Consider the following 14180-nt stretch of genomic DNA (forward strand, 5'->3'; position numbering starts at 1 on the left):
GAAGCTTTGCGCGTCTCAGGCAGCTTTGGTCACTCGGAGACGACATCCTCCGGTGTTTTGTCCAGGCGCCAGCCGCGCCACACCGGATGCCTGAGCTTTCCGCTGCCGGTCCATTCCCCGAAGGTCACTTCGCCCACCAGGTCGGGATCGATCCACCGGGCGCCGGCGGCGTCGAGGGCCGGTACTTCCTCGAAGGGCGAGGTCTTTCGGGCCAGCCGTTCCATGGTTTGGCGCAGTTCCTTGAGCTCCTGCATGCTGAAGCCGCTGCCAACCCGGCCCACATACCGTAGCTTCTTGCCCTGCGGCAGCCCCAGCAGCAGCGCCCCCACGGTGTCGTACCGCTCTCCCTTGCCCGGCCGCCAGCCCCCAACCACTACTTCCTGGGTCTGCTCGATCTTGAGCTTGATCCACGACCGGCTCCGCTGGCCGCTGACGTACCGGCTGTCGGCGCGTTTGGCCATCACGCCTTCCAGGCTGAGTTCCCGCGCGCTTTCCAGGATGTGCTCCACCCGCTCGTCCAGTGTTTCGGACAGATGCACCGGGCAATCCGACGGGCGGTAAAAGTCTTCGAGCAGTTCCCTGCGCTCCTGGGCCGGGCGCCTGCGAAGGTCTTCACCGCCCTCGGCCAGCAGATCGAACAGCATCAGCCGCACCGGAATGGCAGCGCTGGCCCTCTTCACATCTCCCGGCTTGGTCAGTTTCATCCTTCCCTGAAGGAGCCCGAAATCGGGCCTGCCGCGGGGCCCGACGGCGATGATCTCGCCGTCCGCGATGAAGTCCTGCGGCGGCCAGCAGCCACGGTCAGTCAGTTCGGGGTAGCTGGCCGACATGTCGTTGCCGTTGCGGCTGAGGAGCCGGATCTTCTCCCCGTCAGCCACCACCAGGGCTCGGATCCCGTCCCATTTGAGTTCGAAAAACCATTCGCTGCCGTGGAGATCCGCCGGAGTCCCGGCCGTCGCCAACATCGGCGCCGGATCCTCGATGATGGTGCTCTTGCCTGCGCCTGTGCCTGCGCCGATAGCTGTGGCGGTGGCAGTGCCGGCGCCTCTGGAGGGGGACGCGGCCGGAGCGGCCTTGGCTGGGGCCACTGAGGGCGTGCTGCGCTTGCCCCGGAGGCCGTGTGGCTTCTCCATCAGGTGGATGAGCCACTGTCCCTGTCCGCCTTCGCCCTCCCCGGTATGGATCAGGGCGAATTTCCGGGTGCCACCGAGGCCGCCGCCCTCCTGGCCCGTGAGCGTGGCGATCACTTCTTTGCCGTTGACCCACTTTTCCAGTTCGTAGACGCCTTTGTCCCAGATGCTGACGGTGCCGGCTCCGTACTCGCCCTTGGGGATGGTGCCTTCGAAATCGGCGTAGTCCATGGGATGGTCCTCGGTCTGGACGGCCAGGTGGTTCTTGGCCCCGGACTCCGGTACGCCCTTCGGCAGCGCCCATGAAACCAGCACGCCGTCGTGCTCAAGCCGGAAATCGTAGTGGAGCCTGCTCGCGTGGTGCTCCTGGATCACAAAGATTTCCTTGCCATCCGTGGTCCCGGCCAAGTTTTCGGCCCTGTTTTCTGCGGTGAACGGTTCCGGAGTCTTGTTCTGGTCCCGCAGGGACCGGTACTTGTGCAGCCTGGGGTCCCCATGGCCGCCGCGGCCGGCGCCTGCGCCGGTGCCTGCGCCGGAGGCCGCAGCGTGGGCCTGTCCGCTGATCTCGTCCACGACGGCGAACGGGTCCTTGCCGCTCTTGACCCTGCGCATGACCTCCTCATAGTCCAGCTGTCCGAGGTTGGCGGAAGCCAGTTCCCGCCACGTGCGTGGAGCCGCAACGGTGGGCATCAGCCTGCCGCGCAGCGAGTACGGAACGATCGTGGTTTTGGCGGCATTGTTCTGGCTCCAGTCGACGAGGACCTTGCCCGTCCTCAGTGTCTTCTTCATGTCGCTGACGGCCAGCTCCGGATGATCGGCCTCGAGGGCCCGGGCCAGCTCATGCGCGAACTCGGAAACCTGGTCGGAGGACTGGGTCCCGTCGAGGCCGGCGTACAGATGGATGCCCTTGCTGCCGCTGGTTACCGGCATCGGATCGAGTCCCACGTCCTTCAGGATGGCCCGGGCCAGCCTGGCCACCTCGGCGCATTCCTGCAGCCCCGCTCCTTCGCCGGGGTCCAGGTCAAGCACGATGCGGTCCGGGGGCAGGGCGTTGCCGTGCGAGTCAACCCGCCATTGCGGGACGTGGATCTCCAGCGAGGCGATCTGCGCCAGCCAGGTCAGGGTAGCGGGGTCGTTCACCAGCGGATAGTAGATCGTGTTGGTCTTGTGGGTGATGGCAGCCCGGGGAACCCAGCCGGGGGTGGAGTGGTCAAGGTTCTTCTGGAAGAACATCTGCCCGGGCTCGTCCGCTGTTCCTACGCCGTGGACCCATCTCTTGCGCGTCGCCGGCCTGTCGGCCGCAGCCGGGATGAGGACCGGCGCCACGGCGGCGTAATAGGCCAGGACGTCAGCCTTCGTGGTGCCGGTGGCCGGGTAGAGCACCTTGTCCAGGTTTGTCAGCGTCAGCTCGCGGACACCGACGCGGACCCGTTCCTTACCGCCGGCCAAGGGGCTTCACCTCCGGGGCAGCGTGATGTTCACTTGTCTCATGAGAGCCATCTGGAAAGGTGCCATCGCGTTCGGGCTGGTCAACGTCCCCGTCAAGGTGTACAGCGCCACCGAGGACCACGACATCAGCCTCCATCAGGTGCACAACGCCGACGGCGGCCGGATCCGCTACCAGCGGCGCTGCGAGGTGTGCAGCAAAGTGGTGGACTATGCGGACATCGAGAAGGCCTACGAGAACGACGGCCGGACAGTGATCCTTTCCCGCGAGGAGCTCAAGTCCATTCCGGCGGAAAACAGCCACGAGATCGAAGTGGTCCAGTTCGTGCCGTCCGAGCAGCTCGATCCCATCATGTTCGAGAAAAGCTACTATCTGGAGCCTGACTCCAAGTCGCCCAAGGCCTACATGCTGCTGCGCCGGGCGCTCGAGGACACCGACCGGGTTGCGATCGTGCAGTTTGCGCTGCGCGACAAGACGCGTCTGGGTGCCCTCCGGATCCGCGACGATGTCCTGATGCTGCAGGCCCTGCTGTGGGCGGATGAGGTGCGCGAAGCGGAATTCCCTGCCCTGGACACGTCCATCCGGATCTCCGCCCAGGAGCGCGAGATGTCCGCCGCGTTGGTGGAGTCCATGGCTTCGGACTTCGAGCCGGAGCAGTTCACGGACGACTACCAGGCCCAGTTGCGCCAGCTGATTGAGGCCAAGCTGGAGAAGGGCGATGCCGTGGACACGGAAGAGACCTTCGGTGCCGAGGCCGCGGAAGGCGGCAAGGGTGAGGTCATCGACCTGATGGAGGCCCTCAAGCGCAGCCTGGACCGGAAACGCGGAGGAGGCGGGAGGGCAGCGAGCGGCTCTGACGAGTCCGAGGACGAGACTGAATCCGGGAGCGATGCAGCCGAATCTGACGAGGCAGACTCTGAGGAGGCGGGGACGGCCAAGCGGGCCTCCGGCAGGGCCAGAACGGGGACTGCCGCCAAGAGCGCGGGTACGGGCAGCGCCGGCCGAGGCAAGGGTACGTCGAGCAGGAGCACTTCCAGCAGGAGCACGTCCAGCAGGAGCGCCGCCAAATCGGACAGCTCGACGACGGACGGAACCGCCAAGAGCGGCGGCGCGAAGGCCGAAACCACGAAGCGTGCACCTGCGGCCAAGTCGGCGACCAAGACGGCGGCCGCAACGTCCGGCACTAAGACGGCGGCCACCAAGACTGCTACCAAGACGGCCGCCACCAAGGCAGCGAGGAAGGGCGCCTGAGGTATCGGGCACCCTGCCCGCCATTCCCATGCGCGGCCGCTCAGGAGTTTCTGAGCGCGGAGATGAGTTCGCTCTTCTTCTTGCCTGAGTAGCCCTTGAGGCCAATCTCCTTGGCTTTGGCCTTCAATTGGTCCACCGTCCAGTCGTCGTAGTCCCCGGACTTGCCGCCCTTGCGGCCTACCTCGGACCGGCCCTTCTTTGCGGCTGCGTTCGAGATGCGGGCCGCCTTCTGCTTTGAGGCCCCTTCATCACGAAGCTTTTCGTAGACTTTGGGATCCTTTACGCTGGGGTTCTTTTTCTCAGGCATCGCTACCTCCAGGACTCTGTTTTTAGTGCTGGGTTCCCAGGGCTGGCGTCCCCTACGGGGCGTCTACCTCTCCGCGGTCAACGGAAGCCCGCCAAGCGCCGGTTTCGATGCCGCGTGACTCGATGAACTCCTTGAAGCGCAGCAGGTCGGACTCGACCTGGGTTTCATCGACATGTGCCGCTGCGCCGGTCCTCTCCAGGAGGCCTTCCGGCTCCCACTCGAGCTCCACGTTCACCCGGCAGAGATCCTCGCCGAGGCCTTCGAACGTGACCCTTCCGGCGTTGCGTGGCTTGTCCTTGCTGACCCACGCTATGCACTTGTCCGGCGTCTGCTCCAGGATCTGGGCGTCATACTCCCGCTTGACCCCGGCCACCCTGGTACGGAAATGCAGCGAAGTCTCATCGATTTGCTTGACGGACTCCACGCCTTTCATGAAGCGGGGAAAGGATTCGAACTGCGTCCACTGGTTGTAGGCGGTGCTGACCGGAACTTCGACCTCGATGCTTTCGTGCAGGGTTGCCACTCTGTCATCCTCCTTCAGACCGGTGTCGGTGCTTATGGAACGGTGCTCATGGAACGCGGTGCTCATGGAACGCGGTGCTTGTGGAACAGCGGAACCACATTTCCAAACTAGTGGGGCTGAAGGGCAAAAACAAGAAACTAGTAAGTTTGCTTAGCTATCAGTTTTCGGCAGGTGAAAGAATCCGGAAACGGCAGCGGCCGGCCCCTGCACGCCTCCCGGTCTGTCGGGAAGCTGCAGGGGCCGGCCGCTAAGAGGCCAGCGACTTATTCGGCGTCGTGGTCCGTCTCAAGGATCTGGACCAGGCGGTCGAGGGCGGCGTCCGCGCCGTCGCCCTCTGCCCGCAGCACCACAACGTCGCCGTGCGATGCGCCAAGGCTCATGAGGGACAGGATGCTGGCGGCGTCCATGGCTTCGTCCGCCGGCTCACCTTCGCGGGCGATGGTGATGTCGAGGTCAAACTCGCCTGCTGCCTCGGCGAAGATAGCTGCGGGACGCGCGTGCAGGCCCACTCGGCTGGCGACGGTTGCGGTACGTTCGGACATTTCTGCTCCTTGCAATTGCAGTGGTGATTGGGGTGCTGGAGGCCAGCGGATCAGACAGTTACTGGAACCTGCTCCACGGTATCAACGGACTTGCGGACGGCCCAGCGCTTTAGGGCGAGGACTGCCAGGGCAGTGACCACCATTCCGGCCACGATGGAGAGGACGAACATCAGCACGTTGCCGATGGCGAAGAATACGAAGATTCCGCCGTGCGGCGCCTGCGACGTGACGCCGAAGGCCATGCTGAGTGCGCCGGTGACGGCGCCGCCGGCCATGCTGGCCGGGATGACGCGCAGCGGATCGGCTGCGGCGAACGGGATGGCTCCCTCGGAGATGAAGGAGGCACCGAGCAGCCAGGCGGCCTTGCCGTTCTCGCGCTCGGCCAGGCTGAAGAGCTTCTTGTCCAGGACGGTTGCGAGGGCCATGGCGAGCGGCGGCACCATGCCGGCGGCCATGACGGTTGCCATGATCTGCCATGGCGCCTGGTTGGTGGCGCTTCCGGCGCTCAGGCCGGCAACCGCGAAGGCGTAGGCCACCTTGTTAACCGGTCCGCCAAGGTCGAAGCACATCATGAGGCCGAGGATGATTCCGAGGACAACTGCCGAGGCGCCCGTCATGCCCGAGAGCCAGCCGTTCAGTGCGGCGGTGAGGCCGGCGATCGGGCCACCCAGCACCATGAACATCAGGCCGGAGGCGACGATCGATGCCAGCAGCGGAATGATGACGACGGGCATCAGGCCGCGCAGCCAGCGCGGTACGGCCCAGCTGCCGATCACGTGGGCGATGTAGCCGGCGAGCAGGCCGCCGACGATGCCGCCGAGGAAGCCGGCACCCATGAAGCCGGCCACGGCACCGGAAACGAAGCCCGGTGCAATGCCTGGCCTGTCCGCAATGGCGTAGGCGATGTATCCCGCCAGGGCCGGCACCAGGAAGCCCATGGACAGGGCGCCGATCTTGAACATCACGGCACCCAGGTAGATGGCGAGGCCGCCTTCAGGCAGGTTGCCGAAGTTGTTCTCGAGAACAACGGTGTCAGCGACTTCGGTGATGTCGTACCCACCCAGCAGGAAGCCCAGGGCGATCAGCAGACCGCCGCCGGCCACGAACGGAATCATGTAGCTGACACCGGTGAGCAGTGCCCTCTTCAGCTTCTGGCCGATGTGCTCGCCCTTTTCGGTGGCTTCCTGTTCGGCCTGCTCTTCGGCGCCGAAGTGCGGCACGCGGCGGGCGTTGGGGTTGTCCGCGGCGTCCAGTGCTTCCTGCACCATCTTGGCGGGTTCGTCGATGCCGCGCTTGACCGGGGCGTTAATGACGGGCTTGCCCGCGAAGCGCTCCTTGCCGCGCACATCCACGTCCACGGCGAAGATCACGGCGTCGGCCGCGGCGATAACAGCCGGGTCCAGCGGCTTCGCGCCCGAGGAACCCTGGGTTTCCACCTGAAGGTCAACGCCCACTTCCTGCGCTGCTGCCACGAGGGAGTCGGCAGCCATGTAGGTGTGTGCAATGCCGGTGGGGCAGGCCGTGACGGCCACGAGGCGCTTGGGGCCGCTCTTTGCGGTAGCGCCGCCGGTAGCTCCCGGCATCCCGGCCGCTGACGCTTCTGCACCGCTGGCCACCGGCTCCCCGGAGGGGGCGGCAGCTGCGTGTGCAGCCGGCTTGTCAGCCAGCGCGCCTTCGACGAGTTCTACAACCTCCGCCTCCGTAGACGCGGCGCGCAGGCCTGCGGTGAAGTCCTTCTTGATCAGGGACCGGGCGAGCTTGGACAGCAGCTTGAGGTGCTCCTGGTCAGCGCCGGACGGTGCCGCGATGAAGAAGATGAGGTCTGCGGGGCCGTCCTTCGCTCCGAAGTCAACCTTCTGGGAGAGCCGGGCCATGGCGAGCGTCGGTTCGGTCACCGCCTCCGAGCGGCAGTGCGGGATGGCGATTCCGCCGGGCACGCCGGTGGCGGTTTTCTGCTCGCGGGCGAAGGCGTCCGTGAAGAGGCCTTCGACTTCGCTGGCGCGGCCAACGGCGGCAACCCGGCCTGCCAGATGCCGGATCACGTCCTCGGGCGAATTGCCCAGGTTCTGGTCGAGCTCGACCAGGTCGGTGGTGATGAGCTGAGTCACTGTCAATCCTTCCGGAGAGCCGTGATGGTTACGGCATCGGGGGTGGTTTGGTGGACTGCCGGGACTGTGGAGCCCGGCAGGGATGCGGCTGCGGCGCCATGCGCCACAGCTTGACGGAGTCGGTCAGCCGGGGCGGCGCCCTGGTCTGCGGCGAGCAGATAGCCGGCCAGCGACGAATCGCCCGCGCCGACCGTACTGACCGCGGTGACTGGCGGATGCGTGGCCAGCCACGCGCCGTCGGCCGTCACGAGGACAGCGCCCTTTGAACCGAGCGTTGCCAGCACGGCCCCCACACCGGAACGCACGACGGCGGCGGCGGCTGCCGCGGCAGCCTCCGGATCCGCTTCGAGCTCCTCAGCCGTGCTCACCGAGGCGAAACCTGCTGCGGCAGCGAGTTCCGCTAGCTCCTCGGCGTTGGGTTTGAGCAGATCCGGTTTCCCGGAAACTGCCCCTGCTGCATCGGCGGCGATGGCCGCCGCGAGCGGCGCCCCGGAGGAGTCGACGGCGATCTGCGGAACGCTGTTTCCAGTGTCCGCCGAACGCAGCCTCCGGGTGACGGTGGCGTAAAAATCGGCAGGAACTCCTGGCGGGAGCGACCCCGCGAGGACAACCCAGCTGGCGCCTTGGGCGCGTTCCAGCAGCAGGCCGATGAGGGCTTCCTGCGCCTCCTCATCGAGCACGGGGCCGGGCTCGTTGATCTTGGTGGTGACGCCGCCCGGCTCCGTGAGCGCTACGTTCGTCCGCAGGGGTTCGTGGATGGCCAGGGCGGCAAAGGGAACTTTGGCGTCGCGCAGTCCGGCGATGACGGGGTCCGAATCTGCCCCGGGCAGAACCGCGAGGGTCTCGAGCCCGGAAGCCACGAGGGCGCGGGAGACGTTGACTCCCTTGCCGCCGGACTCCTGGCTCACAGAGACGGCACGCTGCACTTCGCCGCGTTCGAGCGGCCCGGGAAGCGCCACCGTGCGGTCGAGGCTCGGGTTGGCTGTGAGGGTGACAATCATGCGATGACCACCTCCACGCCGGCGTCTGCGAGCGCCGCGGCTAGTTCTCGGCTGGGTTTGCGGTCAGTGATCACTGTGTCCAGATCTTTCAACGAGGCGAACTGGACCAGCGTTTCCGCGTCCAGCTTGGACGAATCGGCCAGCACCACAATGCGGCGGGCCGAATGGACGAAGGCAGCCTTGACGGCCGCCTCCTCGGGGTCGGGGGTGCTCAGTCCAAAGCTTGCGTGGATGCCGTTGGTTCCCACGAAGGCGATGTCCGGGCGGAGTTTGTTCGCCGCATCTACGGTTGCCTGTCCGACGGCCGCCTTTGTCAGTCCCCGGACGCGGCCGCCGAGGATCTGCAGCGCGATGCCGGGCGTGCTGGCAAGTTTGGCGGCGATGGGGACGGCGTGTGTGATGACCACGAGTTCCTGGTCCCTGTCTGCTCCCTTGGAAGAGGCCCTTCCGGTGCTGCGGCGGGAGAGGAGGTCGGCCAGAACCTCGGTGGTGGAGCCTGCGTCGAGGACGATGCTGCTTGAGGGTCCCTGCGGCAGGAAGGCGAGGGCGGCCTCCGCGATGCGGAGCTTCTGCTCCTGGCGCTGAATGGTCCGTTCCAGGATGCTTTCTTCAGTTGTGCTGAAGCGGTCTGCTGAAACGGCACCGCCGTGGACGCGCCTGACGGTGCCGGCGGATTCGAGGGCGGCGAGGTCGCGGCGGACGGTTTCGGTGGTGATCCGGAAGCGTTCTGCGAGGTCGGTCACGCTGGCGCGGCCGCTGGCTGCAACGAGCCCTGCGATCTGCTGCTGACGCTCCTCGGCGAACACATACCCTCCATTGCGTAAGTACTGCCCTGTGTTAGTACTGCGAAAACATCCGGTCATTCCAGATCAGGAAAGCGGCTTCACCAGTGACTGCCATCTCGGCGACTGTCATCCAGTGATTGCCATCACATGATCTGCAATTACTTGACTTTATCTTTGTTCATGTTGCTTTGTCAACGAAAAACCAACATGAAACCAAAACGCCGGGCCGGACCCGGAGGTCTGGCCCGGCTGTCCGGTGCTTGATCTGCAGCTTCACGGAAGACTGTCCGTGGATTGAGGCGCGGGGAATGAGGTGCGCCGGCGGTGTTATACGCCGCCGTCACGGCTCTCGTTGCGGGTAATGCGCTCGCCGGTGTTGGGGTCGACCACCGAGCGCGATTCGCTGACGCGGCGGCTCCTGCCGGGGTTGGCCATCACGAGGGATACGATCAGGCCGATGACGCCGACGACCATCAGGATGTATCCGATCAGGGCCTGGTCAACGTTGGGAATGAGTCCCGGGGTGACGGCCCAGGCGAGGATTGCACCCAGGGCAATAAGGAAAATAGCGGAACCGATTCTCATGACGTGCTCCTTGCGTTAGCGGACTTCTCGGCATTAGCTGACTTCTCGCAACTTGGTAAGTACGGCCTGTCATGCGCCACTTGCTAAGCATGCTGTTAATCGTCAGGCTACATCGCACCAAACGCACTTTCAATCAAACGCGCAGGTCAGGCGCAAGAAGGGTGTACAGGACTGGATAGGCTTGTCCGAATGGAGACGGTGGTGTGGTCGAAGCCGGCGGCTGAGCGTGCCGGGACGCCGCTGCTCGTGATGATGCATGGCTATGGCACGGACGAATCGCGGATGGTGAACCTCTTCGACCACCTCCCGGCTGAATTCACCTGCGCTGCGCTGCGGGCGCCGATGCCGATCGCGGGCGGCTACGGCTGGTTCCTGCTCGATTACTTCCTTACGAACGACTTTGCCGATGTCATCGCGGCCGCCAACTCGGTCCTTTCCTGGATTGACGCCGTCAAAGGCGGGCACAGCAGCGTCAGCCTGCTGGGGTACTCGCAGGGGATGGCGATGGCCAGCACGCTGCTGCGGCTGCGGCCCCGGGACTTTCCTGCCGTCGTCGGGCTTTCCGGTTTTGTCCTGAACAACGATCTCCTGGCCTTGAGTGAATCCTTTGACGCCCCGCCGCCGTTTTTCTGGGGGCGGGACAAGGCGGACATGGTCATCAATGACGAAGCCATCGCCTATACGGCGGAGTGGCTGGACACCCATACCCAGCTGACGGCACGAACCTACCCCGGAATGGGCCATGCTATGTCCAAGAAGGAGATGGTGGACGTCAGCACGTTCCTGCGCCACTACGTCCTGTCACCGGGCCCGCAGCCGTAAAACTTCAGCTGGTTCTAAAACACCGGTCTTAAAAACAGTTGCCGGGCAAATTTGTGAGCGCTTACACTCATGTTCGGCCGCGACCAACGGTCCGCTGCCGGAGTGCTGAAAGGGCTGGATCGAGCGAGGCATGCTCCACGAAGACATGGCAGGTTTGCCCTCACGGGCCACCGCCCTCATCATGGAAGAAGACGTTTCCCAGTGCGCCCGCGCCCGTACGCCACGTGACCCCGTGCCATACGAAGCTCCGCAGCAAGAAGCTCCGCAGCAAGAAGCCCAGCGCCGCGCAACTGACCCGTGCCGAAGAACGCACACCCAATGATCTGCCGCCAACGATGGCACCCCCTCCCTGCATGGTCCCCAACCACTGCTGTCCGCAATCCGAAAGGACACCGCACCGGCATGACTGAAGTTCTGAGCACCAGCCACGGCCACGGCCACACGGGCTGGACTGGCGCGTCTGCCATCCTCTTCGACCTGGACGGCGTCCTCACGCCCACCGCGGTGGTCCACGAGCGCGCGTGGCAGGAGCTCTTCGACGGCTACCTGGCCTCGCTGCCCGGGACAACCGGCTACCGGGAGAGCGACTACTTCGACCACATCGACGGCAAGCCGAGGTTCGACGGCGTGCGGGACTTCCTGACCTCACGCGGCATCGAACTGCCCGAGGGTCCCACCGACGACAACCCTGACAACCAGACGGTCCAGGGGCTGGGCAACCGCAAGAACAAGATCTTTAACGACATCGTCAGCGCCGGCGTTGACCCCTACACAGGGTCAGTGCGCTTCCTGGAAGCGGCACTCGCCCGCGGACTCAAGGTCGCCGTCGTCTCCTCGTCCCGCAACGCTCCTTCTGTGCTGCGCGCGGCAGGGCTGGACGTCCACTTCCCGGTGGTGGTTGACGGCGTCGTTGCAGCCGCGGAAGGCCTGCCCGGCAAGCCCAGCCCGGCGACCTATGACTACGCGGCCAGGCTGCTGGAGCTGCCCAGCGAGGAGTGCGTCGTCGTCGAGGACGCCGTTTCCGGCGTGCAGGCAGGCAGCGCGGGCAACTTCCACTCAGTGATCGGAGTGGACCGCGGCGCAGGGCGCCAGACACTGCTGGATGCGGGTGCCACGCTCGTCGTCAACGATCTCGACGAGCTGCTCTAACCGGCCCGTTTAGCCCCGGCCCGCCGGAATTACCGCCAGGTCCCCAACCCTGGCCGCACCTCCAACCGCCAAAGGAACGCCACTCATGGCACTCATTACTGCTGACCGCGCCCGCTTCCCCAACGACCCCTGGAAGCTCGTGGAGACGAGCCATGCTCCCGGCAACGCCGGCGCCCTGGAAACTCTCTTTGCCCTTGGCAACGGCCATCTGGGCATCAGGGGTGCCCACTGGGCAGCGGCGGACGCTGAGCTTCCTGGCAGCTTCATCAACGGGTTCCATGAGATCTGGGATATCAAGCACGCCGAAAATGCCTACGGTTTCGCCCGCACCGGCCAGCGCATCCTCTACATCCCCGATGCCAACAACTTCACGGTCATCGTCGACGGCGAGACGCTGAGCCTCGCCGAGTCCGTGGTGCTGGATTACCGCCGGTCCGTCGACTTCTCCACAGGAGTCTACGAATGCCGCATCGTGTGGCAGTGCCGCTCGGGCGCCACCGTCACCACCGTGGAGCGCCGTGCCGTGGGCTTCGAGTCCCGGGGCTGCCTCGGCATTTCCCTGGAGCTTTCGGCGGACCGCCAGGTCTCCGCCGATATCACCTCTTGCGTGCTCAACCGGCAGGACCAGCCTGTGGAGGACCACTCCTCCCACGATCCCCGCCGTGCCGGCCGGCACGCCGGCCGCGTCCTGCTGCCGGTGAAGCTCGACGGCGGCGACGGCTCGCTCCGTCTTTCCTGGGAAGCCGCAGAGTCGAAGCAGCGTGTGGGAATCGCCGTCGACCACTGGACCTCCGCAGGCCACCAGCCGTTCGACACCCAGGTGGACCAGGACGAAAGCAGCGTCCGGTATGTTCTGGCTGTCGGAGCCGATGAGCCGTTCCGGCTTGAAAAGAGCGTCAGCTACTCAGTGGCCGGCGGTACCCGCGAGGGCCTGCCGGGCACGGCTGACGCCGCAGCGGGCCAGGAACCGGCCGCCGCCGCCGAGGCAGGCCTGAAGACGGTGGCGGAAGTCTTCGCGGAAAGTGAGACCCATTACCGCGGATACTGGGCGACCACAGACATCAGGGTGGGCGGCCAGCCCGAGCTGCAGCAGGCCATCCGCTGGAACCTGTTCCAGCTTGCCCAGGCCACCGCCCGCGCCGGCGTTGCCGGCATCCCGGCCAAGGGCGTCAGCGGCTCCGGCTACGAGGGGCACTACTTCTGGGACCAGGAGGTTTACCTCCTGCCGTACCTGACCTACTCAAACCCCGACGGCGCCCGGCAGGTCCTGGAGTTCCGCCACGAGATGCTGCCTGAGGCAAAGATCCGGGCCAAAGAGCTCAGCGTGGACGGGGCTCTCTTCCCGTGGCGCACCATCAACGGGCTGGAGGCCAGCGCGTACTACGCCGCCGGCACCGCGCAGTTCCACATTGCCGCGGCCATTGCCTTCGCCGCCAACAGGTACGTATGGGCCAGCGGCGACGCCGAGTTCCGCAGCGGCATGGGCGCGGACCTGCTGATCGAAACCGCGCGCATGTGGGCGTCGCTGGGCTTCTTCGGAAAGGACGGCCAGTTCCATATCCATGGCGTGACCGGCCCGGACGAGTACACGGCCGTGGTGAACGACAACCTCTACACCAACGTTATGGCGCGGTTCAACCTGCGGGCCGCGGCAGCGCTGGACCACGCGGCGGTTGACGACGCCGAGCGGCAGCTTTGGGAAGCGGCGGCGGCCAGGATCCAGCTGCCGTTCGACGAGCATTTTCAGGTGTACTCGCAGGACAACGACTTCATGACCCTGGAGCCCTGGGACTGGACGACGCCCCGCTCCAAGTACCCGCTGCTCCTGCACTTCCACCCCCTCGTGATCTACCGGCACCAGGTCCTGAAGCAGGCCGACACGGTGCTCGCCATGTTCCTGCAGTGGCAGGAGTTCACTCCTGAGGAGAAGCGGCGCGCGTTCGATTTTTACGACCCCATCACCACCGGTGACTCGACGCTGTCCGCATGCGTCCAGGGCATCATGGCCGCCGAGGTCGGCTACCGGAATGCGGCCCTGGAGCACTTCACGAATGCGGCGTTCATCGACCTGGACGACTCCCACGGCAACACGATCGACGGCGTGCACATTGCCTCGACGGGCGGCGTGTGGAGTTCCCTGGTGTCTGGCTTCGCCGGCCTCCGGGACCAGGGCCCTGTCCCGTACTTCGACCCGCGGCTTCCCGCGGAATGGGACAGCCTCTCGTTCCACCTCAAGCTCCAGGGGCGGCTGCTGTCGGTGGACCTCGACCCCGCCGGCATCATCCTGCGTGTGGTGGAGGGCGAGCCGCTGGACATCGATGTACGGGGCGGCATCCATCCAGTGGGCGCCGACGCCGTCCACGTGGCACTCGATCCCGTCGAGGTGCCCGAGCCCACCGTGTTCCCGAGCGGCCCTCCCACGGCAAGCATCCCGGTGGTGCGGGCACGCGACTGATGCCGCCTGCCTGATAAAGCGCGCCTGTACAGCAGATGGCCGGCTACCCCTTGGGGTAGCCGGCCATCTTGTTTC

12 protein-coding genes are annotated in these 14180 nt (G+C 65.7%); 4 read left to right on the top strand and 8 right to left on the bottom strand.

Going from position 1 to position 14180, the window contains the following annotated elements; translation table 11 throughout:
- Positions 1-29: 29 nt before the first annotated feature.
- Positions 30-2579, bottom strand: a complete 2550-nt coding sequence (locus AC6CH3_RS06065; protein WP_498131566.1) for an ATP-dependent DNA ligase — start codon at positions 2577-2579, stop codon at positions 30-32.
- 40 nt (positions 2580-2619) lie between these two features.
- Here AC6CH3_RS06065 and ku point away from each other — a divergent pair, with 40 nt between their 5' ends.
- Positions 2620-3828 (top strand): non-homologous end joining protein Ku, encoded by a 1209-nt coding sequence (ku, locus tag AC6CH3_RS06070; protein WP_498131567.1) that lies wholly within the window; start codon positions 2620-2622, stop codon positions 3826-3828.
- 40 nt (positions 3829-3868) lie between these two features.
- On the opposite strand, the gene AC6CH3_RS06075 is transcribed toward ku, so the two are convergent.
- The 7 genes from AC6CH3_RS06075 to AC6CH3_RS06105 form a co-directional block, all read right to left on the bottom strand.
- The gene (locus AC6CH3_RS06075) at positions 3869-4135 is read right to left on the bottom strand and encodes a DUF7218 family protein (RefSeq protein WP_498131568.1); all 267 of its coding nucleotides are present in this window, start codon (positions 4133-4135) and stop codon (positions 3869-3871) included.
- 52 nt (positions 4136-4187) lie between these two features.
- The gene (locus AC6CH3_RS06080) at positions 4188-4658 is read right to left on the bottom strand and encodes an SRPBCC family protein (protein WP_498131569.1); all 471 of its coding nucleotides are present in this window, start codon (positions 4656-4658) and stop codon (positions 4188-4190) included.
- A 263-nt stretch (positions 4659-4921) separates the two neighbouring features.
- Positions 4922-5200 carry an HPr family phosphocarrier protein gene (locus AC6CH3_RS06085; RefSeq protein ID WP_076799084.1) on the bottom strand — a complete coding sequence of 93 codons (279 nt, stop codon included), beginning with the start codon at positions 5198-5200 and terminating at the stop codon, positions 4922-4924.
- Positions 5201-5250: 50 nt separating this feature from the next.
- Positions 5251-7308 (bottom strand): PTS fructose transporter subunit IIABC, encoded by a 2058-nt coding sequence (locus tag AC6CH3_RS06090; protein ID WP_498131570.1) that lies wholly within the window; start codon positions 7306-7308, stop codon positions 5251-5253.
- A gap of 2 nt (positions 7309-7310) precedes the next feature.
- Positions 7311-8309 carry a 1-phosphofructokinase family hexose kinase gene (locus AC6CH3_RS06095; RefSeq protein ID WP_498131571.1) on the bottom strand — a complete coding sequence of 333 codons (999 nt, stop codon included), beginning with the start codon at positions 8307-8309 and terminating at the stop codon, positions 7311-7313.
- Positions 8306-9115, bottom strand: a complete 810-nt coding sequence (locus AC6CH3_RS06100) for a DeoR/GlpR family DNA-binding transcription regulator (protein WP_498131572.1) — start codon at positions 9113-9115, stop codon at positions 8306-8308. Before AC6CH3_RS06100 ends, AC6CH3_RS06095 begins: the two co-directional genes overlap by 4 nt.
- A 306-nt stretch (positions 9116-9421) precedes the next feature.
- Complete coding sequence (locus tag AC6CH3_RS06105; RefSeq protein WP_498131573.1) at positions 9422-9679, bottom strand: DUF6458 family protein; 258 nt, start codon at positions 9677-9679, stop codon at positions 9422-9424.
- 189 nt (positions 9680-9868) lie between these two features.
- On the opposite strand from AC6CH3_RS06105, the gene AC6CH3_RS06110 reads away from it, so the two are divergent.
- From AC6CH3_RS06110 to AC6CH3_RS06120, 3 genes are all read left to right on the top strand, one after another.
- The gene (locus AC6CH3_RS06110; protein WP_498131574.1) at positions 9869-10501 is read left to right on the top strand and encodes an alpha/beta hydrolase; all 633 of its coding nucleotides are present in this window, start codon (positions 9869-9871) and stop codon (positions 10499-10501) included.
- A gap of 402 nt (positions 10502-10903) precedes the next feature.
- Positions 10904-11650, top strand: coding sequence for an HAD family hydrolase (locus tag AC6CH3_RS06115; RefSeq protein WP_498131575.1), 747 nt, complete (start codon positions 10904-10906; stop codon positions 11648-11650).
- Between the two features lie 85 nt (positions 11651-11735).
- Entirely contained in the window at positions 11736-14105 is a 2370-nt protein-coding gene (locus tag AC6CH3_RS06120) for a glycoside hydrolase family 65 protein (RefSeq protein ID WP_498131576.1), read from the top strand.
- Positions 14106-14180 lie beyond the last annotated feature (75 nt).

Source organism: Arthrobacter sp. GQ119 (assembly GCF_059759125.1).